At 33.6% G+C, this 24,697-nt stretch carries 18 protein-coding genes and 1 pseudogene; 13 read left to right on the plus strand and 6 right to left on the minus strand.

Annotated elements, in window-relative coordinates; genetic code table 11:
- Positions 1-149 precede the first annotated feature (149 nt).
- From purH to rodA, 6 genes are all read left to right on the plus strand, one after another.
- Complete coding sequence (purH, locus tag QLS31_RS08650) at positions 150-1,676, plus strand: bifunctional phosphoribosylaminoimidazolecarboxamide formyltransferase/IMP cyclohydrolase (protein WP_282743521.1); 1,527 nt, start codon at positions 150-152, stop codon at positions 1,674-1,676.
- 53 nt (positions 1,677-1,729) lie between these two features.
- Positions 1,730-2,758 (plus strand): rod shape-determining protein, encoded by a 1,029-nt coding sequence (locus tag QLS31_RS08655; RefSeq protein ID WP_035668436.1) that lies wholly within the window; start codon positions 1,730-1,732, stop codon positions 2,756-2,758.
- A 100-nt stretch (positions 2,759-2,858) separates the two neighbouring features.
- Positions 2,859-3,683 carry a rod shape-determining protein MreC gene (gene mreC, locus QLS31_RS08660; protein ID WP_282743522.1) on the plus strand — a complete coding sequence of 275 codons (825 nt, stop codon included), beginning with the start codon at positions 2,859-2,861 and terminating at the stop codon, positions 3,681-3,683.
- Positions 3,676-4,182, plus strand: coding sequence for a rod shape-determining protein MreD (locus QLS31_RS08665; RefSeq protein WP_099713618.1), 507 nt, complete (start codon positions 3,676-3,678; stop codon positions 4,180-4,182). The genes mreC and QLS31_RS08665 overlap by 8 nt, the downstream gene beginning before the upstream one ends.
- The gene (gene mrdA / locus QLS31_RS08670; protein ID WP_282743523.1) at positions 4,179-6,131 is read left to right on the plus strand and encodes a penicillin-binding protein 2; all 1,953 of its coding nucleotides are present in this window, start codon (positions 4,179-4,181) and stop codon (positions 6,129-6,131) included. Before QLS31_RS08665 ends, mrdA begins: the two co-directional genes overlap by 4 nt.
- Before the next feature lie 5 nt (positions 6,132-6,136).
- Positions 6,137-7,372: a rod shape-determining protein RodA gene (gene rodA, locus QLS31_RS08675; protein ID WP_282717319.1), complete on the plus strand. Its 1,236-nt coding sequence runs from the start codon at positions 6,137-6,139 to the stop codon at positions 7,370-7,372.
- 115 nt (positions 7,373-7,487) lie between these two features.
- On the opposite strand, the gene QLS31_RS08680 is transcribed toward rodA, so the two are convergent.
- Positions 7,488-8,336, minus strand: coding sequence for a DNA/RNA non-specific endonuclease (locus QLS31_RS08680; RefSeq protein ID WP_282743524.1), 849 nt, complete (start codon positions 8,334-8,336; stop codon positions 7,488-7,490).
- A gap of 194 nt (positions 8,337-8,530) precedes the next feature.
- Entirely contained in the window at positions 8,531-10,708 is a 2,178-nt protein-coding gene (locus QLS31_RS08685; RefSeq protein WP_282743525.1) for a carboxy terminal-processing peptidase, read from the minus strand.
- A 209-nt stretch (positions 10,709-10,917) separates the two neighbouring features.
- Here QLS31_RS08685 and surE point away from each other — a divergent pair.
- The 5 genes and pseudogenes from surE (at position 10,918) to QLS31_RS08710 (ending at position 16,021) form a co-directional block, all read left to right on the plus strand.
- Positions 10,918-11,682: pseudogene (gene surE / locus QLS31_RS08690) on the plus strand (5'/3'-nucleotidase SurE).
- On the plus strand, positions 11,675-11,947 hold the full coding sequence (locus QLS31_RS08695; RefSeq protein WP_282743526.1) for a hypothetical protein: 273 nt from the start codon (positions 11,675-11,677) through the stop codon (positions 11,945-11,947). The pseudogene surE and the gene QLS31_RS08695 overlap by 8 nt, the downstream one beginning before the upstream one ends.
- Before the next feature lie 283 nt (positions 11,948-12,230).
- On the plus strand, positions 12,231-13,343 hold the full coding sequence (gene lpxB, locus QLS31_RS08700) for a lipid-A-disaccharide synthase (protein ID WP_282743528.1): 1,113 nt from the start codon (positions 12,231-12,233) through the stop codon (positions 13,341-13,343).
- A 47-nt stretch (positions 13,344-13,390) separates the two neighbouring features.
- A complete protein-coding gene (locus QLS31_RS08705; RefSeq protein WP_282743529.1) occupies positions 13,391-13,912 on the plus strand; it encodes a C40 family peptidase in 522 nt (173 codons plus the stop codon).
- A gap of 69 nt (positions 13,913-13,981) precedes the next feature.
- Positions 13,982-16,021, plus strand: coding sequence for a ComEC/Rec2 family competence protein (locus QLS31_RS08710; protein WP_282743530.1), 2,040 nt, complete (start codon positions 13,982-13,984; stop codon positions 16,019-16,021).
- Here the strand turns inward: QLS31_RS08710 and QLS31_RS08715 are convergent, their stop codons facing one another.
- From QLS31_RS08715 to QLS31_RS08730, 4 genes are read right to left on the minus strand one after another with little or no spacing between them, the layout of a single operon-like run.
- Positions 16,022-16,483, minus strand: a complete 462-nt coding sequence (locus QLS31_RS08715; protein ID WP_282743531.1) for a thioredoxin family protein — start codon at positions 16,481-16,483, stop codon at positions 16,022-16,024.
- A gap of 46 nt (positions 16,484-16,529) precedes the next feature.
- Positions 16,530-18,335 carry a peptide MFS transporter gene (locus tag QLS31_RS08720; protein WP_282743532.1) on the minus strand — a complete coding sequence of 602 codons (1,806 nt, stop codon included), beginning with the start codon at positions 18,333-18,335 and terminating at the stop codon, positions 16,530-16,532.
- A 4-nt stretch (positions 18,336-18,339) separates the two neighbouring features.
- The gene (locus tag QLS31_RS08725) at positions 18,340-19,884 is read right to left on the minus strand and encodes an oligopeptide:H+ symporter (protein ID WP_282743533.1); all 1,545 of its coding nucleotides are present in this window, start codon (positions 19,882-19,884) and stop codon (positions 18,340-18,342) included.
- Between the two features lie 9 nt (positions 19,885-19,893).
- Complete coding sequence (locus tag QLS31_RS08730; RefSeq protein ID WP_282743534.1) at positions 19,894-22,065, minus strand: S9 family peptidase; 2,172 nt, start codon at positions 22,063-22,065, stop codon at positions 19,894-19,896.
- A gap of 179 nt (positions 22,066-22,244) precedes the next feature.
- Here QLS31_RS08730 and QLS31_RS08735 point away from each other — a divergent pair, with 179 nt between their 5' ends.
- On the plus strand, positions 22,245-23,561 hold the full coding sequence (locus QLS31_RS08735; protein WP_282743535.1) for a hydroxymethylglutaryl-CoA reductase, degradative: 1,317 nt from the start codon (positions 22,245-22,247) through the stop codon (positions 23,559-23,561).
- A gap of 52 nt (positions 23,562-23,613) precedes the next feature.
- Positions 23,614-24,531 (plus strand): GYDIA family GHMP kinase, encoded by a 918-nt coding sequence (locus QLS31_RS08740; protein WP_282743536.1) that lies wholly within the window; start codon positions 23,614-23,616, stop codon positions 24,529-24,531.
- The last annotated feature ends 166 nt before the right edge of the window (positions 24,532-24,697 follow it).

Raw genomic sequence — 24,697 nt, forward strand, 5'->3', positions numbered from 1 at the left:
CTAATGAAAAACGTATTCGTTGCCGTGTGAATCAATTATTTTACCTTTGCCAATGAAATAGGAGTAAAAATTACACATTATCTCATTTTCAAATGGCTTAATTTTCACATTAAAAAACTATTTTTGCACTTTATAACTATAACTACATAATGAACACAACAAAAACAATTCAATCTGCATTAATCTCTGTATTTTCAAAAGAAGGATTAGAACCTATAGTAAGACAACTAAACAGTCAAAATGTTACACTTTATTCTACTGGAGGGACTGAGGATTTTATAAAAAATTTAGGAATACCTGTAATTCCTGTTGAAGATGTTACTTCCTACCCTTCTATTTTGGGTGGTAGAGTAAAAACATTACACCCAAAAGTTTTTGGAGGAATCTTAAACCGCCAAGACAACGAGAGTGATGTACAACAAATGATAGAGTTCAACATTCCACAAATAGATTTAGTAATTGTTGACTTATATCCTTTTGAAAAAACAGTAGCTTCCGGAGCTAGTGAATCAGATATTATTGAAAAAATAGATATTGGTGGTATTTCTTTGATACGTGCTGCCGCAAAAAACTTCAAGGACACTGTAATTGTAGCATCGGTTGACCAATATGGTTTGCTTTTGGACTTGATTACAGAGCAAAATGGAGCTACAACATTGGAAGACAGAAAATTATTGGCTACAAAAGCATTTCATGTTTCATCTCATTATGACACTGCGATATTCAATTATTTCAACACTGACGAAACAATATACAAACAAAGTATTGCTAACGGTCAAGTTTTGAGATACGGCGAAAACCCACATCAAAAAGGATTTTTCTTCGGGAATTTTGACGCAATGTTCAACAAAGTTCACGGAAAAGAATTGTCTTATAATAATTTATTAGATGTAGATGCTGCCGTAAATTTGATTAATGAATTCAAAAATGACGGTCCTACATTTGCTATATTAAAACACAATAATGCCTGTGGTTTAGCGTCAAGAAATACCATTAGTGAAGCGTATCTTGCGGCTTTGGCCTGCGATCCTACTTCAGCTTTTGGAGGTGTTTTAATTTCGAATACAAAAATTGATGTTGCTACTGCTTCAGAAATAAACAAATTGTTTTGCGAAGTTGTAATTGCTCCAGAATATGATACTGAGGCCATTGCAATTTTACAAGAAAAGAAAAACCGAATTATATTAATCCAAAACGAAGTAGAATTACCACAAAAACAAGTTCGTACTTGCTTAAACGGAATTTTAGTTCAGGAAAGAAACAACATAACCGACAATAAAGAAGACTTAAGAACCGTTACTATAACTGAACCTACTGAACAAGAAATTCAGGATCTAATTTTTGCTTCTAAAATTTGTAAAAACACAAAATCAAATACGATTGTTTTTGCAAAAAACGGTACACTTATTGCGTCAGGTACAGGACAGACATCAAGAGTTGATGCCTTGCAACAAGCAATAGAAAAAGCGAATAATTTTCACTTTGATTTGCATGGTGCAGTAATGGCAAGCGACGCGTTTTTCCCTTTTCCAGATTGTGTAGAAATCGCTAAAGAAGCCGGAATAACTGCTGTAATTCAGCCAGGAGGATCTATAAAAGACGAATTGAGTATTAATTATTGTAATGAAAATAAAGTTGCAATGGTATTTACAGGAACTCGTCATTTTAAACATTAATTTGTTTAACTTTGCCCGTCACAAATTTATAACTTTTAACCCTTAAAAAACTTATGGGATTTTTTGATTTCATGACCGAGGATATTGCGATAGACCTTGGTACCGCCAACACTTTAATCATACATAATGATAAAGTTGTCATAGACAGCCCTTCGATAGTTGCTCGTGATAGAGTTTCAGGCAAAATCATCGCTGTTGGTAAAGAAGCCAACATGATGCAGGGAAAAACACATGAAAACATTAAAACGATAAGACCTTTGAAAGATGGTGTAATTGCTGATTTTGATGCTTCAGAAAAAATGATCAGTATGTTTATAAAAAGCATACCGGCATTGAAAAAAAGAATGTTTACTCCCGCATTAAGAATGGTTGTTTGTATCCCTTCAGGTATTACTGAAGTGGAAATGAGAGCTGTAAAAGAATCATGTGAAAGAGTAAATGGTAAAGAAGTTTATTTGATACATGAACCTATGGCAGCTGCAATAGGTATTGGAATAGACATCATGCAACCAAAAGGAAACATGATTGTTGATATAGGTGGCGGAACAACTGAAATTGCAGTTATTGCATTAGGCGGAATTGTATGTGATAAATCAGTAAAAATTGCTGGTGATGTATTTACAAATGACATCGTTTATTACATGCGTACACAACACAATCTTTTTGTTGGAGAAAGTACCGCTGAAAAAATCAAAATTCAAATTGGTGCCGCTATTGAAGATTTAGAAACTCCTCCAGAAGACATGTCAGTCCAAGGTAGAGATTTACTTACCGGTAAACCAAAACAAGTAGAAGTTTCATATAGAGAAATTGCGAAAGCATTAGACAAATCAATCCAACGAATTGAAGATGCAGTAATGGAAACTTTATCACAAACACCTCCTGAATTAGCAGCCGATATTTACAACACAGGAATTTATCTTGCAGGTGGAGGGTCTATGTTAAGAGGTCTTGATAAAAGGATTTCGCAAAAAACAGATTTACCTGTTTACATTGCAGAAGATCCATTAAGAGCAGTTGTTAGAGGAACTGGTATGGCACTTAAAAACATTACAAAATTTAAAAGCATTTTGATTAAGTAATTCGTTTTTGTTACACTTGCAAGCCTTCAAGCACAAGTCAATTTATAACAATTAGATTACAAAAAAAGACATACAGTTATTTACATTATACCGTTAAGAAATGCAGCAAATATTTAATTTTATTTTTAAAAACAGTAATAGATTACTGTTTTTGCTGCTTTTGGGTATCTCGTTATCGCTAACTATCCAATCCCATTCTTTCCACAGAAGCAAAATAATTAGTTCCGCAAACTTTTTAAGTGGCGGAGTGTACGAAAAAGTGAATAACCTTAACGAATACTTGAATTTAAAAACTCAAAATGATGCACTTGCTCTTGAAAATGCAAAGCTAAGAAGCCTTCTATTCAATCGTAAAGATACTACTGCAATAAAAAAACTAGACAGTATTAAAGGGGTAAAACCAGACGACATTGTTGTTTCCAAAGTAATACACAACTCCTATAATGTCCATGAAAATTACTTAACCTTGAATTCAGGAGAATTGCAAGGTGTAAAACCAGATATGGGGGTAATTAACAGTTTAGGAATTGTTGGAATCATAGAAAACACATCTCCAAATTATTCGACTGTAATCAGTATTCTGAATAAAAAATCTCAAATCAATGCCAAAATCAAAAAGTCAAATCACTTTGGGTCACTTGTTTGGGACGGAAAAAGTACTGGATTTGTTCAATTGGTAGATGTTCCTAGATTAGCAGCGATAAGAAAAGGCGATACAATCGTAACTGGCGGACAATCTGTAATTTTTCCAGAAAATATAGGAATAGGTACTATTGAAAATATCTATACTGAAGAAGAAACTAATTATTATAAAATAAACGTCAGACTATTCAACGACATGACAAATTTAGGTCATGTCTATATAATAAAAAGGAAAGATCGTGAAGAAATCATTAATTTAGAAAAAAGAGAAAAGGATGAATAGCGCATTGTTAGTCAATATTTTTCGATTTATTCTGTTATTGGCAGTTCAAATTATCATATTCAACAATATGAATTTTCTGGGTTATATAAGTCCTTTCCCTTATATATTGTTTATAATACTTTACCCTGTAAACGGAAACAAATCTGGTCTTGTAGTGGCGAGTTTCATACTTGGACTTATTATGGATATGTTTAGCAATTCAGGCGGAATACATGCCACTGCATGTTTAGTTCTAGCCTATTTTAGACCCGCTATTTTTAAATTTGCTTTTGGTCTAAGTTATGAATATCAAACTGTAAAATTAAATGACGTTTTGACACCTGAAAGATTCTCTTTCATATTACTTTCTGTTGTTATTCACCATTTTACGTTATTTTTACTGGAAGCATTCCAGTTTAGCTTTATTTTTGATATACTAATTAGAACATTATTAAGTACTGTATTCACAATCATTATTTGCATTATCATAATATATCTTATTAAGCCGAACAAAAGATGAGAAAAGTCTTGTTGCCTTCTTTAATCATTATAGCTACATCTTTGCTTGTAATGCGTATCTTTTATTTGCAGATTGTTGACGACACTTTAAAACTAAAGTCTGAAAACAATGCCATTAAAAAAAAGTATGAATATCCTGAAAGAGGATATATGTATGATAGAAAAGGAAAGTTATTAGTTGCAAACCAAGCATCTTATGACATCATGGTCATTCCTAGAGAAGTCAAAAATATTGATACTTTAGAATTTTGTCAATTATTGAATATCACAAAAGAAGATTTCATTAAAAAAATTGAAAAAGCTACTGTATACAGTCCGCGCTTGCCATCTGTTTTTTTATCTCAGTTAAACAAAAGTGAATTTGCTGCGTTTCAAGAAAAAATAAGAAAATATGAAGGTTTTTATTTTCAAAAACGTTCCCTTCGTGATTATGAAGTAGATTTTGGAGCCAATATTTTTGGATTCATCACTCAGGTAAATGAAAAACTAGTTGCCAAAAACCCATATTATAATAGCGGTGACTTAATTGGAAAACAAGGAGTTGAAGAAAGCTATGAAGATCTTTTACGCGGAGTGAAAGGCGTAAAATACATTCAAAAAGACAAATACAACAGGGAAATAGGTTCTTATAAAGATGGGAAATACGACACTATCGCTGTTCAAGGAGAAGACATAAATCTGACCATAGATGCTGAAATTCAAAAATATGGGGAGGAATTAATGATTAATAAACGAGGTGGAATTGTAGCAATTGAGCCTAGTACCGGTGAAATATTGGCGCTTGTAACTGCTCCATCGTATGACCCCGGAATATTAGTAGGAAGACAACGATCTAAGAATTATACTGAATTATATCGCGATTCCATAGCAAAACCACTTTATGACAGAGGTTTGCTGGCTGAATATCCACCGGGATCTCCATTCAAGATTTTAACTGGACTTGTAGCATTACAAGAAGGAGTAATTGATGACAATACTACTGTTTTTTGCAATCGTGGTTTTAGCTATGCAAGAGGACGTTTTATGGGATGCCACTGTCATGGAGGCGCACTTCAATTACACCGAGGTATCTTTGAATCTTGCAACTCCTATTTTGCAACGGCTTACATGAAGACCATAAATAAATATTCAAAACCTGCACAAGCGGTTGATATTTGGAGCAAACACGTGAAAAGTTTTGGTCTGGGACAATTCATGGGATATGATTTACCAACTGGTAAAAAAGGAAACGTACCCGATTCAAAAACATACAAACGCATTTATCCTAACGGTGGCTGGAGAAGTACTACTATTGTTTCTAATTCTATTGGACAGGGGGAAGTACTTATGACACCTATTCAGCTTGCGAATATGATGGCAACAGTTGCGAATGAAGGTCATTATTATACGCCTCATATCATCAAAAAAATTGAAGGTCACAAAATTGACGAAAAATTCACTACCAAACATGAAACCACAATTGATAAAAAACATTTCAAACCAATTATCAGCGGTTTATTTGATGTTTACAACTTAGGAACAGCAAGATCCCTACGAGTGGAAGGAATTGATATTTGTGGTAAGACTGGAACAGCAGAAAATTTTGCTAAAATTGGAGGAGTACGCGTAAAAATGGAAGACCATTCAATATTTGTAGCTTTTGCACCAAAAGACAATCCCAAAATTGCAATTGCAGTTATGGTTGAAAATGGTGGATATGGAGCAACTATAGCTGGACCAATTGCCAGTTTGATGATAGAAAAATATTTAAGACAAAAAATCACCCGAGTAGATCTGGAAAAAAGAATTCTTGCAACAAGTTTACAAAGTCGATATGCTAAATTAGGAGGACTGTCAGAAGCCGTAAAATTACAATTAAGAATTAGCGATTCTCTTCTAAAAAAGAAAACAACTATTCCAACAGTGAAAGCAAAAACAGATACCACAAAATCGAATAAACAAGCTATTTAATTCAGATGAAAAACCAAAGCATAACAAATAACATTGACTGGATAAGCATAATAATCTATGTTTCATTAGTTATTTTGGGTTGGCTAAATATCTATTCGTCTTCGCTCTCATCAATGGAGGACACTCATGAGAAACAGCTTATATTCATTATATTGACTATCCCGTTAATTTTTATTGTGCTTTCTGTTGACGGTAAGTTTTATGAAAAATATGCAAGTATCATTTTTGGAATTTCCTTACTTACATTAGCCGGATTGTTTTTATTTGGTAAAACCATAGCGGGTCAACGTTGTTGGTATGCAATAGGCAGTTTCACGATTCAACCTTCTGAATTTGCAAAAGCGGCTACAGCTTTAGCCTTAGCGAAATATTTAAGTGACACCCAGATCAATTTAAAAGAAGTCAATAGGCAGGTACAAGCTCTTGCAATAATTCTTTTGCCTGTAATCCTGATACTTCCGCAACCTGACCCCGGAAGTGCTTTAATATATAGCATATTCATCATCGTTTTATACCGCGAAGGGCTACCGTCATGGTATGTTTGGACAGGATTTATTACCATCCTTTTATTTGTATTAACACTGATATTAGAGCCACAATACGTAATTCTTATAGCATTAGTTACATTAATATTAGTTCATTTAAAATCAAGATTAGCCGATAGAAATATTGTTCTGAGCAGCATCCTTTTAGTGGTTATTTCTGGATTTGTACTGTCTGTAAACTATGTTTTCGAAAATGTATTTAAACAACATCACAGGGATCGTTTTAATATACTTTTAGGCAAAACCGTCGATCTGAAAGGAATCGGTTATAACACCAATCAATCCGAAATAGCCATTGGTTCTGGGGGTTGGTTTGGAAAAGGGTTTCTTGAAGGAACACAAACCAAAGGCGGATTTGTTCCTGAGCAACATACAGATTATATTTTCACAACAGTGGGTGAAGAATGGGGATTTGTTGGCTCTTTAGTTGTTATCGCCCTTTTTTCAGGTTTATTTCTTAGAATAATATACTTGGCAGAAAGACAAAAAACAAAATTCAGCAGGGTATATGGATATTGTGTTGCAGGGGTTTTATTTACACATTTCTTTGTAAATATAGCGATGGTAGTTGGTATTTTCCCAACAATTGGGGTTCCGCTTCCTTTCTTCTCTTACGGAGGTTCGGGACTTTGGGGCTTTACAATATTGTTGTTTATATTTATAAAAATGGACGCCAATAAAGTAAACGAGTGGTAATTAAATAGGTTTTAATTATCAAGATTTTATTCTTGTATATAGTTTTATTTCAATTATTTATACGCTTACCTCTTTGCAAAAACAGAAACTTTAAAAATTCTTATTCCCAGTAGAGTTAATTAAAACTCCAATTTTTATAATCTGTCCTTTTTTCCAATTGATTCTCAATGTTGTCATTCAATTTTGGAAAGAAGTTAATTCCGGTCATTTTTTCGATATAATCAACCGAAACCACAAAACTATATAGTGGTTTATCACTTTCTGAATTGGGAATCAGAAAACCAATCATTTTCATGTTGCCACCAGAATTATCCAATAAAATTTTATAAAAAAACTTAGGAACCGAAACCTTCTCTTTACCTATTGTCATTAATGAAGATTCTAAAACTCCACCCGTAATCACATAAATTCCATCATATTTTACAGCCCAATAACGTACTTTTTGTTCTAATCTATTCCAGACACCGTTATTAAAATTACGCACTTGAGGAGAAATATTTGAAGTGAAAAAAGTTTCGTTATAAGCATCTAAAGCAAACTCCATATCACCTGCAGGACAAAGATGCCCTTTATCATAAATTGACTTTTTATAATTTCTCCAATCAGCAGAACCCGTTTTTACTTTTGTATCCTCAATAAAAAAAGGACGCTTAAGGTCATTATTCTTAATATAGTTTTTCTTCAGCTCATAAGCCACCCACTCTGCCTGTTCATGAGCTTCATTATAGGACAAAGTGTAATACTTATGCTGCACAACTTGATTGGTTGTAGATGAGGGCAAAAAATCAAAATTTCCCACTAACCTTGCACTACTATTCTCAGCACTAATAACCTGAATTAAGTCTCCTTCCTTTCTCCCATTCGATGCATCTGGATTTCCTGCATCCAAATCCTTTTTACAGGAAGAAAAAAGGATCCCGTAAAGAATAATAAATATCAACGCGAATAATTTTCTATTTTTCATTGCTAACTATGTTAAGGATACTTCTGTTTTTAAAATCAAAACAAGCAGTCTAAATTGACTAAAAAAGTCATCTTAAAGCTATTTTAATTATCAATAATTTACTCAAATTAAAAACGCTCCAAAAATTCTCATTGAATTTCTGGAGCGTAATAGTTACTAATACTTGTATGTTTTATGAACTAACAAATTCCTTTTTAAGATTTTGCTAGTTTATTTTTTTTCATTTTAACAGGAATTTCTTTTTTCGAAATTGATTTAGGTTGTAAATCGTCCAAAACATTAATTGCCTCTTCTACATAAATATCTTTAGATAAAGATTCATGCCAGATTTCTCTTTTTTCTTTCAAAGAAGCGTCTTTACTCATTATTTCAGCTTCATAAGGTAAAGAAGTAAAAGTCAATGTATTTTTGTAATTTACGATTGGCTTATATTTTTTAGCTTTCTCTTCAATTTCAGCTTGAGCAATCTTAAATTTGTCAATATTTAAACTATAAACATTCTCTTCACTTCTACTATCAATCCATTTTGCATTTTCCTCAATTAATTGGAACTGTGGATTTTTACTAATTCTGTTTTTACTATTGGCAATTGCTTGATTAAAGTTGGCATTATTATTCCAAACACTATAATCTGCCTGATCAATTTTATCCCAAGGCATTGCATTATCAATATCACGTTCACCCATTTTTAAATAAGCATATCTGTCCGGCATAACAATATCGCTTTGAACACCTTCTAGTTGAGTAGACCCACCATTTATTCTATAAAATTTTTGCGTAGTGGTTTTTATGGCACCCAAATCCCCTACTGCACTATTGCGTACAAAAGTATTCAAGTCATATACATTTTGTACTGTTCCTTTACCATAGGTTTGCTTACTTCCAATAACGATTCCTCTTTTATAATCCTGAATTGCAGCAGCCAGAATCTCTGAAGCCGAAGCCGAGAAACTATTTACCATAATTACTAAAGGACCATCCCATTCAATTTTTTTATCTCTGTCATAAAGAACTTCTTTTTGCCTTCCTGCTGATTTAATCTGCACAATTGGACCTTGTTCAATAAACAATCCCGCAATATCAACAACAGTCGACAAAGATCCACCACCATCATCACGAACATCAAGAATAATTCCGTTTACACCTGATTTTTTTAATCGGTCAACTTCTATAGCAATATCTTTTCCTGCATCTCTTCCGTCTTTATTTTCAAAATCAATATAAAATTTTGGTAAATAAATCACTCCGTATTTAAGTCCATTTTTGTTTACAATACTGGATTTCGCATACGTTTCTTCTATTTCAACAATATCTCTGATGATAGAAATAATCTTAATGGTTCCGTCCACTTTTTTCACAGTAAGACGAACTTCTGAACCTTTAGGCCCTTTAATTTTCTTCACAACATCATCCAAACGCATCCCTACAACATCAACCGCTTCACCATTACCTTGAGCTACTTTCATGATCAAGTCTCCTGCTTCTAACTGTTTTCCTCTCCAGGCCGGACCTCCAGAAATAAGTTCAGAAATCTCAGTAAGATCATTTTTCTTTTGTAAACGAGCTCCAATTCCTTCTAATTTACCGCTGATACTTTGATCAAAACGTTCTTTATCTTCTGCTGCTAAATAATTAGTATGCGGATCAAAACGTGCTGTTATAGAATTTACATACACTGAAAACCAGTCATTTCTATCTAAATCTTTAATGAAACCAAAATATTCATCTAATGATTTTGCAGAACTTTCTCTAGTTTCTTTTTCTAAAGCATCAAAAGATTTAACTTGATAAGTAGCATCATTTTTCTTTTTATCTTCTTCTAACTTTTGTTTGTCAACAAGGGATGAAAGGGTAGATAATTTGATTTGCTTACGCCATTTATCGCTAAGTTCAGCAACATTTTTAGAGTAAGGTGCTTTTTCATAATCAATGTTGAAACTTTCTTCAACTGAATAGTCAAAAGGGGTACTCAAAACATCTTTATAAATCTTTTTGCTTTCTTCCATACGCTTAATTAAACGTTCGTATGTCAAGTTGAAAAAAGTCAAATCCTTATTCAATAGCTGATCGTCTAATTGCGTTTCAAATTTTGAAAATTCATCAATATCTGATTGCAAAAAGAATCTCTTTGACGGATCTAGTGCTTCGATATAATCTTTATATATTCCTTTAGAGAACGTATCATCAATTGTAGCCGGGCTATAATGCCCTTTCTCTATAACAAACGTCAATAACTCTAAAAGCAATTTATCTTTTTCGGGATCGGATGATTGTTTCGCATTCATTTTGAAGGCGAATAATGTCACCGAAAGGCATACAACAACAAGAAGTATTTTATAATTTCTTTTCATAAAGTTAATAATAGTATTCATGAATCTTTTAATGTAAGTTACGGTAAAAACTATGCCAACAGTGGCTAGGCCTCCATAAATTTTTGTTAAAGATATAAAAATGTTCTTTTGTTTTAAGTTAAATGAATCAACATAACATATTTTTATCTTTTGTTTACACATTCCATTCTGTGTTATTACATTTGTCTTCAAAATTATCAATAATCAATCCCTTTTTGAAATATAAAACAATGAAAAAAGACAGACCTTTAATTTTAATAACCAATGATGACGGTATTTCGGCACCCGGACTTAGAGCATTAATTGCCGTTATGGCAGAAATAGGCGAAATCGTTGTGGTAGCGCCTGACAATCCTCAAAGCGCCATGGGTCATGCTATTACTATAAACAGTACTTTATATTTGAATAAAATTTCTAAAGAAAATGATCCCTTTATAGAATAACCAGTAGATTGTGTAAAACTTGCCGTAAATGAAATTTTGAAACGAAAACCGGATTTATGTGTTTCCGGTGTCAATCACGGATCAAATTCTTCCATAAATGTAATTTACTCCGGAACGATGAGTGCCGCTGTAGAAGCGGGTATAGAAGGAATTCCAGCCATTGGTTTCTCTTTATTGGATTATGATTGGAATGCTAATTTTGACACTATAAAATCTTTTATTCGAAAAATATCATTAGAGGTTTTAGAAAATGGACTGCCGGAAGGAGTGGTTTTGAATGTGAATTTTCCAAAATTAGAAGAGAAAGACATTAAAGGAATCCGAATTTGTCGTCAAGCGAAAGCAATTTGGGTAGAGAAATTTGACAAAAGAAAAACACCACAAGGAAGGGATTATTACTGGCTTGCCGGAGAATTTGTAAACCAAGACAAAGGTGAAGACACTGATGAATGGGCTTTGCAAAATGGATATATATCCGTCGTTCCTGTTCAATTTGACTTGACGGCGCATCATGCGGTACAACAACTTAACACCTGGAAATGGAATGAATAAAACAGACTTGTTTATCGGATTTTTAATTGGATTTGCCACTACCCTGCTTGGGAGTTATATTTTTATAACTTTTTTTACTGAATTTAATTTCATTGCCGGAATTCAAATTATGAAATCACAGGGAAATTTAGGCAAAATCATAACATTGGGTTCCATTCTTACACTAGTAGCATTTGGTGTTTTACTCAAAATAAACAAAGAAACAATGGCTCGCGGTGTGGTTTTAGCTGTAATAATAATGGCAATTATCACTATGTTTATTTAAGAAATGTTATTAGTTTAGATGACTATTCGTAACTAATACCAACAAATTAGTTCAGCCACAAATTACACGAATTACCACGAATTCTTATTTTAATTTTTAAAAAATTAGTGAAAATTTGTGTAATTCGTGGCTAACTTTTTCAAAGAGTTTGCGTCCTGTAAATTTAGTCCGCTTTGCGGACAGTCATATTAGTTTATCTTTGCAAATAGAAAAACAGATTATTAAAATAAATATGATTTTATAGGTTTGAAATCCAAGTTTATAAACTCCTAATCAAGAAAGCATGAAATATTATATTATAGCGGGTGAAGCTTCAGGTGATTTGCACGGTTCAAATTTGATGAAAGAACTGTATAAAAAAGATCCAAATGCTGACATCCGATTTTGGGGTGGCGATTTGATGAAAAACGTTGGTGGTACTTTAGTGAAACACTATCGGGAATTAGCGTTTATGGGTTTTATCGAAGTGATTTTTAATTTAAAAACTATTTTGAATAACATCAAAATATGCAAAAAAGATATTCTTGAGTTTCAGCCCGATGTTCTTATTTTTATAGATTATCCAGGTTTCAATTTGCGCATAGCAAAATGGGCCAAAGGGTTAGGTATGAAAACACACTATTATATTTCCCCTCAAATCTGGGCTTGGAAAGAAAGCAGAATTACCGACATCAAACACGATATTGATAAAATGTATGTGATTTTACCTTTCGAAAAACAATTCTACGAGGACAAACATCATTTCCCTGTTGAGTTTGTTGGACATCCGCTGATTGATGCTATTCACAACCAACCCGCAGTTGACCCTATCCTTTTTAGAAAAGAAAATCAATTAGACGAAAAACCAATTATCGCTATTTTACCGGGAAGCAGGAAACAGGAAATCACTAAAATGCTATCTGTAATGTTGAGTGTTGTCAATGATTTTCCCGACTATCAATTTGTAATTGCCGGCGCTCCAAGTCAGGATTTTTCTTTTTATAAAAATTTCATTTCTCATAAAAACATAAAATTCATCTCCAATAAAACATACGATTTATTGCGAAATTCAACTGCCGCATTAGTCACTTCAGGAACTGCAACTCTGGAAACGGCACTGTTTAAAGTTCCGGAAATCGTTTGTTATAAAGGCAGCTGGGCTTCCTACCAAATTGCGAAACGAATCATCACGCTCAAATACATCTCATTAGTAAACTTGATAATGGATGAAGAAGTAGTCACCGAATTAATTCAGGAGGAATGTAACACAAAACGCATTAGTGAAGAACTGAAAAAAATCCTGGAACCCAATCATCGCAATACGCTTTTAGAAAAATATGCGTTATTAGAAGACAAATTAGGAGGCATTGGCGCCAGCGAGAAAACCGCTAAATTCATTGTTTCTGATTTACAATAGTTTACAACTAATTTGGGACTATTTAAATTCATCAAAAATATATTCTTTTGAAACATTTCGCATTTCTATTATTGATTCTTGTTTTTTTTACGGCTTGTAAATCGACTTCCCCAATAGTTACTTCTAAAAAATCAGACACCAAAAAAGAGAAATTAACGAAATCCGATAAAAGAAAAACAAATCGTCTTGCAGAAGAATTGATTGATGCGGCAGCTGAAAATCTTGGAGTAAAATACAAATATGCAGGCACAACAAAAGCAGGTTTTGATTGTTCCGGTTTGATGTTCACCATTTTTAGTTCACATAATATAACCCTTCCCCGTAGCTCTTATCAACAGTCAAAAATTGGTGAGGTTATCAATACAGAACGCGGAGAGGCACAGAAAGGAGACTTAATATTTTTTAAAACCAATAAGAATTCACAGATAAATCACGTAGGAATCGTCATTGAAGTCAATGATGATGAGATAAAATTTATCCATTCGTCTACTTCAAAAGGAGTAATTATTTCCTCTACAAAAGAACCCTATTATAAAAAAACCTTTGTACAATTAAATCGGGTGCTATAGTCAAGCTGAAAAGCTGTATAACTTTTAAAAATAAAGTTTTTTCTTGCTAAAAAATCGTACTTTAGATATATGAAAGTACTCCATTTTCCTTTAGCGAGAATAACAATTGGATTTATTTCAGGAATTCTTTTCGCCTATTACTTTCATCCACCGCTATCATTACTCTTAATCTTACTTTCAATATCCATTAGTGTTTTTGGAATGTTGTATTTTTTATTTAAAAACAAAAGCAAAAATGTTTTCTATTTTGGTCTGACAACGTATCTCTTGTCTTTTCTTATCGGGATTTCTACACAAATAATTCACATTGACCATTTTCAAAAAAGCAATTACATTCACAATACGACTATTTTTGAAAAACCGCAATCTATTTCCATAATCATCCGCGAAAAGCTAAAAAGCTCTCCGTTTAGTGACCGCTACATTGTCATTATTAACCATGTAAATGAGAAAAAACAAACGGGAAAAGTCATCCTAAACATTCAAAAGGACAGTTTACATCATCAATTCGAAATTGGAACACCTCTACTTATTAAAGGGATTTTATCAAAAAACAAACCACCTAATAATCCGAACCAATTTAACTACAGCAAATACCTCGAAAACAAACAAATCTATGCGCAACTGTATGCTGATGTGGATGAAATCAAAATTGGAACTGAAATCGAGAAAAACATCTGGTATTATTCCTCTAAATTAAGAACCAGAATTATTCATAATTTAGAAAAAAACAACTTCAACAAAACCGAATTAAATGTTGCCTTAGCATTAATAATGGGACAACAACAGGATATTTCACCGGAAATCATTCGGGATTATCAATATGCCGGAGCAGTGCATATTTTATCGGTATCGGGACTGCATATTGGATTCATTTTGATTTTTGTCACTTTTATTCTAAAGCCTATTCCTAATACTAAACGGGGTTCATTCATAAAACTACTTATTATTCTCGCCTCATTATTCACTTTCGGAATAATAGCTGGTTTAGCGCCTTCAGTAGTGCGTTCCGTAACCATGTTTTCGTTTGTTGCCATTGGAAATCATTTACGTAGAAGCGTCAATATTTACCATACCTTATTAGTTTCCATCTTACTGATCCTGCTTTTTGAACCGTCTTTTCTATTTGATGTTGGTTTTCAGTTGAGCTATTTAGCATTATTTTTCATTATTTGGTTGCAGCCGCTTTTGGCCTCTATTTGGTTACCAAAAAACAAGGTTTCAAAATACATTTGGGACATACTCACTGTTTCGTTTGCCGCACAATTAGGAACTTTACCGTTGAGTATTTATTATTTCCATCAATTTCCGGGTTTGTTTTTTGTAACCAATCTGATTATCATTCCAGTATTGAGCATCATTATGGTTTTGGGCGTTTTAGTAATGCTTTTAGCGGCACTTAACAGCATTCCAATATTCCTTTCACAATTACTGGAATGGAGCATTTATTACTTGAATAAAGTCATTAATGTGATCGCATCTTTAGAACAATTTATAATTCAAGACATTCCATTGCATTTTTATTTGTTGCTTAGTAGTTACTTGCTATTATTTACTGCAATTATTTGGCTCAAGAAACCAAGTTTTAACAGATTAGTAATGACACTGGTTTCAATCATCATTGTACAAATCTCATATCTGGATATTCAATGGAACATTCAAAACGAACAAGAATGGATTGTTTTTAACATCAAAAGAAACACACTACTAGCAGAACGAAAAGGGGAAAATATTACGGTCTATGCTAATGACAGTATTTTGAAAGCCGCTCAAAAAAACGATGTATTAAAGTCGTACCGAATTGGGAATTTAAGTAGTCTTAGAGGGAAAAAAGTACTGCAAAACCTTTTTTATTTCAATGGGAAAAAGATTTTCATTTTAGACAGTTCCGGAGTTTTTCCAAAAAACATGAATCCGGATATCATTGTACTGACTCAATCTCCCAAAATAAATTTTGAACGCCTGTTGCAGACTATAAAACCAAAGATGGTCGTAGCAGATGCCTCCAATTATAAAACCATTCAAAAACAGTGGAAAGCGACTTGCTTAAAACAAAAAATCCCTTTTCACGCTACGAGTGAAAAGGGATATTATAAATTGAATGACTAATTATTTCTTCTGAAGAAATTCATTTGCAACAGCTAACCATGCAGATGGTCCGCCAGCTACATATCCTGTACTTCCCAGACCTTGAAAATTCACTTTGCCATCTACAGTTGTAACATTAGCAAAATGTACTGTAGGGAATCCTTGAATAGCAAAAACTTGTTGTAATTCGTCATTTTGTTTTTTAATCTCAGGAGTTTGTGGTGCTTTTCTAGGATAATCTAATTCTACCAGAACCACATTTTCTTTGGCCCAAGCAGCAAATTCAGGAGTTTTCAAAACCTCTTTTTGTAACCTGATACACCAACCACACCAATCGCTACCGGTAAAAAACAATAACATTGGTTTTTTAGTTTTATTAGAAACTTCCATAGCCTTAATGACATTGGTTTCCCAAACTAATTCCTGTGCTTCTACGGCAAATGATCCCGCAAACAATAACAAAGCAACTATTATTTTCTTCATAATTATTATTTTTAATTATTGACAAATCAAAAACGATGCCTAAAAATTATCGGACACCATGCATTAATTTCTTAATTACCGGCCCCATCAAAATTGAGAATAAAGCCACTGCAATAGATATTATTGCCAACATCCAGAAGAAATAACTCAATCCATGCTCATTGGCAATTTTATCAATATTTTCTCCGAACATCCCTGCCCCTTTCATTCCTATTGCAACTGCAAGATACCAAACTCCAAACATAAATGCAATCATTCTTGCAGGAACTAATTTACTCACATAAGACAATCCTACCGGCGAGATACACAATTCAGCCATAGTATGGAAAAGATAAACCAAAATAAGCCAAATCATACTTACAGAAGCTGTTTTTGCACCCGCTTCGATTCCGTTTGCGCCAAAAGCGACACAAGCCATACCAAGCGCTAATAATCCCATTCCGATTCCGTATTTTAAATTAGCCGAAGGGTTGTATTTACTTTCCCACCATTTTGAAAATAATGGTGCTAATGAAATAATAAACAAGGAATTTAAGGTAGAAAACCATGTTGCTGGAACTTCGGTCAATGCTGTAGTTACTTTATCAATTTTCAAAGCCTGTAAGGTTTCATCTGACAGTGATAAATATCCTGCAGTATAATAATCTTTAGCCAACATCCATATTGCTATTGCCCAAATAATTATAAAACTTACACTTAGAATAATATTTGCAACAGCATAAAGTTTAAACGTTTGTTTGAATAATAAAATCAATACCCAAGTAATAATTACTAATGGTAAAATAGTAATCAATGAATTCATCACTAAGAATACCACACTCCAATTACCCGTTAAAACTCGATCCGTATAATCATTTGCAAAAATGGTTAAACTGTTTGGAGATTGTTCGAAAATCGCCCAAAAGAAAATAGTCAGGAATGCAAAGAATGTAACTGCTATTAATTTTTCTTTAGTGATTTTAGAATATTGGGTAAATCTGTAAATCAATAATATAATAAACACAACCAATGCTGAAACTATAGCAATCGAATTACCATTTGGTCCTAAGAAAGAAAAAACATTTACTTTCCCTCCGGATATTTTGGAAGCAGGATCATTTAAAAGCCACAATAAAGCTAATAATGATGAAAATGCAATAGCCGCTAATTGTATTGGCGAAAAAGGATTTCTTTTATCCGTATCCAAAGCTTCTGCTTTCGCTTTGCTTTCTTTGTTTGGTTTTAAACCAATGTCTCCAAAGATATTTTGTGACAACCAAAACTGTAACATTCCAAAGAACATAAAAATTCCAGCAAGACCAAAACCATACGTCCAACCTACTTTTTCTCCTAAATAACCACAAAGTAAAATACCAAAGAAAGCCCCGGCATTTACACCCATGTAGAACAATGTATAAGCACCATCCTTCTTCTCAGGACGGTCTTTGTACATTTCAGAAACGATTGATGTCATGTTTGGCTTGAAAAAACCATTTCCAAAAACTAACAATACTAATCCTAAATAAATAGAAAATTCTGTTTCAACAGCCATAGAAGCGTGTCCTAAAGTCATCAAACTGGCACCTACAACAACTGCCCATCTAAAACCTATCACTTTATCGGCAAAATAACCACCTAACATCGTGGATAAATAAACCAATCCTACGTAGGATCCAAATAATGCAGAAGCATTTTCACGAGTCCATTCCCAACCACCATCTGTAAAAGAAGCGGTTAAAAATAATATCAATAAAGAACGCATTCCGTAGAATGAGAAACGTTCCCACATCTCTGTGAAAAACAAAACGAATAATCCCGCTGGATGTCCTAAAACGGTACTTTTAAAAAATTGGTCTGTAGTATTTTCACTCATATTATTAATTATTTAATTCTTTGTCTACTCCGTGCATTAATTTTTTGATTATTGGCGAAAGTACTAATAGTAGTAATCCGAAACCGAGTCCTGTATAAAATAAATATTCAAAAAGTACTAAGTAACTCTGTTTTGCTAAATTCAAATCAGGTGCTGTACCATTTGAAGTATCCACAGAAGCTATGTTAGCTAAAATGGAAGCAATAAATTCCGAGCTGGCTGTCGCCAAAAACCAAACGCCCATCATGAACCCAACGATTTTTGCCGGGGATAATTTAGTCACTGCAGAAAGACCTACTGGTGACAAACTCAATTCTCCGCAGGTATGTAAAAAATATGCTAATATTAGCCAAATTGCCGCTACTTTTCCTGTGCCAGAAAGATTTATCCCCATCACTAACGCTCCAAAGCCTAAACCAACTAGAGCTAATGCTAAAGCAAATTTTACTGCTGTATTAGGATTGTATTTTCCTAAATTTGGCCATATCCAAGCAAAAACAGGAGCTAGCAAAATTATGAATAAGGCATTAAAACTTAAGAACTGTCCAGCAGAAACTTCATAACCAAATATCGTTCGGTCTAAAATCCGGTCAGCAAATAAATTCATGGAAGTATACGCTTGTTCAAACAATGCCCAGAATACAATTGTAAATACAATCAAAATGGTTAAAGCAATCAATTGATGACGTGCTTTTCCGTCTAACTGTGTGATCGCATAATAAACAATATAAATAAAGGAAATACCACCCGCAATTTTTAAAGCCCATGAAACCGCATCATGATTTTGAACCATTTGCCAAAACAATAATGTTGATAAAACACTTCCCACATAAATTAACCACTCATTTTTAAGTCCAAACGATTTGTTTTCTAAGAAAGAGGGGTTATTTGACTCTCCTTTGCCCATTAATAATTTCCTTCCGGAAATAAAAGTCAATAGTCCAAAAAACATTCCGACTCCAGCTGCACCAAAACCATAACTCCAACCATATTTTTCACCAAGCCAAACACAAATTAGCGTAGCCAAAAAGGAACCTAAGTTGATTCCCATGTAAAACAAAGTAAATCCAGAATCCCTTCTTTTATCACCTGTTTCATATAATTCCCCTACTAATGAAGAAATATTGGCTTTTAGAAAACCAACTCCGACAATAATTAAGGATAATGAAAAATAAAATATTTGCAAGGCAGTTTCATCACGCGTAATTTCGCCAGTAATAGATTCAGTTGCGGCATTCCCTTCATAAGCCATTCCAATATGCCCTAACACAAGCATAATACCTCCAAAAACAATGGCTTTTCTAAATCCTAAATAACGATCCGCTATAAAACCCCCTAAAACGGGCACTGCGTATACGAGTGCAGCGTAGCTTCCAATGAGTAAATTCCCAGAAGTATCTGAAAACAAATGGTACTTTGTCAGATAAAAAATCAATAAGGCTTTCATACCGTAGAACGAAAACCGTTCCCACATCTCGGTAAAAAACAATATAAAAAGCGCCTTTGGATGTCCAAAAAATTCTTCCTTATTCAATGCGTCGTTTGTCATAAAGCGCTGTTATAAATTTTCTTTGATAAAATTAGTCATTTTTGTGTACAATTGAATTCTGGTTTTACCGCCATAAATCCCGTGATTATTGTCTGGATAAATTTGGGAATCAAATTGTTTATTAGCCTGAATCAAAGCTTCCATCATTTGCATGGAATTTTGAACATGCACATTATCATCTCCTGAACCGTGAATCAAAAGAAATTTTCCTTTCAATTTATCCACATGGTTTATTGGTGAATTATCATCATATCCGCTCGCATTTTCCTGTGGTGTCGTCATGTAACGTTCCGTGTACACACTGTCATAGAATCTCCAGTTTGTAACCGGAGCTACAGCAATTGCCATTTTGAAAACATCGTTTCCTTTCATGATACAATTAGACGCCATAAAACCACCATACGACCAGCCAAATATACCAATTCTAGATTTATCAACAAATGCGTAATTTCCTATTACTTTGGCGGCATCAATTTGATCTTCCACTTCGTATTTTCCTAGTTGCAATTGAGTCACTTTTTTGAAATCAGCTCCTTTAAAACCAGTTCCGCGTCCATCAACACAAGCAACAATGTACCCTTGTTGTGACAACATCATAAACCAATAATCATCCGTACTGTTCCACTCATTATTCACTTGTTGCGAACCTGGACCAGAATATTGGTACATAAAAACAGGATATTTTTTAGCAGAATCAAAATCTTTCGGTTTAATCATCCAAGCATTTAATTCATTCCCTTTTGCTGTTTTTAAAACAAAAAACTCTTTAGCCGGTAAATTATAGCTTTTTAGCTTTGCAGCCAATGATTCATTGTTCTCAATAACTTGAACTTGTTTTCCAGCTTTAGCTTCGTTCAATGTATAAGTTGTAGGCTGAGACGCACTAGAAAACGTGTTGATGTAGTATTGAAAATTCGGACTGAATGTCGCTGCATTCGTTCCTGTATTTTGCGACAAACGCATTTTGTTTTTTCCGTCAAGACCTATTCTGTAAACATCTCTATTAATAGATCCATTTTCTACAGACTGATAGAAAACCGTATTTGTCTTTTCGTCTAAACCATAATAATTAGTTACTTCCCATTTTCCTTTGGTCAGTTGGTTTTTCAATTTCCCGTTCTTGTCATATAAGTAAACATGATTGAAACCGTCTTTTTCTGAAGTCCAAATAAAACTGTTGTCTTTCAAGAAAGTCAAGTTATCTGTCACATCAACATACGCTTTGTCTTTTTCGTTCAAAACTACTTTTGCAGCTCCTGTATTACCGTCGATAAATAACAAATCCAAATTATTTTGATGACGATTCAATACCTGTGCAGACAATGTATTCGCGTCACTTGTCCATTTCATTCTGGCAATATAAAAATCATTATAATTACCAAGATTTACATTTTTTACCGCATTCGAATTTACATCATAAATATGTAGCGAAACTAATGCATTCTTCTCACCGGCTTTTGGATATTTAAAGGTTTGCATCATTGGATACAACTCTTTTCCAAACATGGACATCGAAAATTCCGGAACCTGACTTTCGTCAAAACGAATGTAGGCTACTTTTTTGCTGTCAGCGCTCCAGTCAAAAGCTTTTACAAAAGCAAATTCTTCTTCGTAAACCCAATCCGTAATACCGTTAATAATGCTGTTTTTTTTTCCTTCTGTAGTAATTGGAGTCGATTTATTAGAAGCTAAATCATATACATACAGATTATTTTCTTTGGCGTAAGCAATCTTTTTTCCATCAGGTGAAAAAGTAGGTTCCTGAACCTGAAAATCAAATAACTTTTTTAATTTTTTACTTGCTATATCGTACAAATAATAATCAGCAGTAAAGGAGTGACGGAAGATTTGATTGGTATTGCAAGCTAATAGAATCATTTTTTCTGAAGCATCAAACGTGTAACTATCAATCCCGTTTAAAAGTTCTTTGTGGAATTTTGTATCTATAAGTGTAGCTACTTTTTTTAAAGTTGCAAAATCGTACAAATCGATTTGCATACTTCTGGACTGGTTGTCTAAATTCAATACAGTGTATTGATTTGTATTTTTCATGGATTGTAATTCATCCATTCCTTGAGCACGAAATGTACCGTTATAAAGTTCATCAATTGTGATTTTTTGTTGACCAACGACAGTAAAACACAAGAATAAAAATAATGCAATAATTTTTTTCGAATACATGATATTTCTTTAAATATAAAAACCGTCAATTTTAGTGAAAAATTTACAATAATTTCACATTCGATGTGTTAAATGTTAAAAACAATATTATAAACACCCATTTATTGAGGATATTAACATAGTAAACAAAACAGCTAAAAGCGTATCTTTGCAAGTATACATAATATAATCTATTGAGAATGAATAAGGCCATTAGCGGATTTTCTAAATTATCCAAAGAAGAAAAAATTAAATGGATTGCCAATCAATATTTTTCAACACCTCTAGAAGCCATTTCCTTGCTGAAAAACTACTGGAATTCTGATGAAAAAATACAGAAATTACACGATGAATTCATCGAAAACACGATAACCAATTTCTACATTCCGCTGGGAGTTGCTCCTAATTTCCTGATTAATGGAAAATACAGCACGATTCCTATGGCAATTGAAGAAAGCTCTGTGGTTGCCGCTGCCGCAAAAGCTGCTAAGTTTTGGTCAACGCGTGGCGGATTTAAAGCAACCGTAATAAATACTGAAAAAATTGGGCAGGTTCATTTTATCTATAAAGGCGATGTGTCAAAATTGAATTTGTTTTTTGCTCAACACAAAAGCAAATTTTTATCAGAAACAGAATCGATTACCACAAATATGCAAAAACGCGGTGGCGGAATTTTAGACATCACCCTAAAAGACAAAACCGATTTATTGCCCAATTATTTTCAGCTGCATGCTACTTTTGAAACCAAAGACAGCATGGGAGCTAATTTCATCAATTCGTGTCTGGAACAATTTTCCAAAACATTAAAAGAAGAAGCACATAATTATGACTTGTTCACGGAAACGGAGAAAGACATTGAAGTTGTAATGAGCATCCTTTCGAACTATGTTCCAAATTGCATCGTAAGAGCCGAAGTTTCTTGCCTGATTGCTGATTTAGAAGAAAAACACATTCTAAATCCTCTAGAATTTGCAGAGAAATTTGTCCAAGCCGTTCAAATTGCTGAAGTCGAACCATACCGTGCTGTAACGCACAATAAAGGAATCATGAACGGAGTGGATGCCGTAGTTCTGGCAACAGGAAATGATTTCCGTGCCGTCGAAGCCGGAATTCATGCCTATGCTTCCCGAAATGGAAAATATTCCAGTCTTTCCCATGCCAAAATCGAAAATGGCATTTTTACTTTTTGGTTGGAAATTCCTTTAGCATTAGGAACTGTTGGCGGTTTGACTTCCTTACATCCATTAGTAAAATTATCATTAGAAATGCTGGAAAAACCCTCTGCCAAAGAATTAATGCAGTTTGTAGCCGTAGCCGGTTTGGCCCAAAATTTTGCCGCTTTACGTTCTTTAACTACAACAGGAATTCAGGAAGGACACATGAAAATGCATTTGAACAACATCATCAACCAGTTTGAAGCCACTGATGAAGAACGTATTTTAATCCAAAAATATTTCAAAAAAAATACCGTTTCACATAGCGCCGTGGTGACTTATATTGAAAGTTTAAGAAAATAATTTTTATCTTGAAGCATCAAAAAATAAGATTGCTTCGTTCCTCGCAAAGACAATGAAAAAAACATTTTACAGTAACGGAAAACTTTTAATCACAGGAGAATACCTGGTTCTTGATGGAGCTAAAGCCTTTGCATTACCCACAAAAAAAGGGCAAAACCTTATTATTGAAGAAGGAGGCAACAAAGAAATCATTTGGAAAAGTTATGATGCGGATGGAAGTATTTGGTTTGAAGACACTATTTTATTTTCTGATATTTCCAAAGAAGTTAATACTGAAAACGAATCAGTCAAGGCTACACTTACTACTATTTTACACGAAGCATTTAAACTAAATCCGAATTTCATTTTAAATTCAGAAGGATACCGTATTACTACTGAACTTGGATTTCCTAAAAGCTGGGGCCTGGGAACATCATCGACCTTGATAAACAATATTGCTCAATGGCTGCAAATCGATGCGTTTACACTGCTTAAAAACAGTTTTGGAGGTAGCGGTTATGATATTGCGTGCGCACAAAACGACACTCCTATTATATATCATCTGGAACAAGGGATTCCCATTGTTGAAAAAGTAACCTTTAATCCAGAATTCACACAAAACCTATACTTTGTATACCTTAACAAAAAGCAAAGCAGTAAAACCGCAATAGCGGCATACAACATAAATAAAAAAAACAATCTGGCAAAAACCATTGCTTTAAATGACAACATAACTTCAGAAGTTTTGAATGCCACTACGATTCAATCTTTTGCTACAGCAATACAAAAACACGAAGTACAAATGAGTATTATTCTGGAAACACATACCATAAAAGAATCTTTATTTCCTGATTTTAATGGCGTGATAAAAAGTCTTGGCGCTTGGGGAGGTGATTTTGTTATGGCGATTGCAACTGAAAATCCAACTGACTATTTTGTTTCAAAAGGATATAAAACTATCGTTCCGTATAATGAAATGATATTGTCTTAATGTTTCATAATTAATCCCCGCTTTCAAATAAAACTTCATTAAAATAAAAGAGGCTGTCTGAAAAAGGACAGCCTCTTTTGTTTAAATTCAATTTTGATTTATTACTGGTTTATTGAATATTTGAAATCTATCATTAAAAACAGCTCTAAGAGGTTATTCAATTCGT

It is taken from the genome of Flavobacterium sp. XS2P24 (assembly GCF_030010285.1).
GTDB lineage: Bacteria > Bacteroidota > Bacteroidia > Flavobacteriales > Flavobacteriaceae > Flavobacterium > Flavobacterium algoritolerans.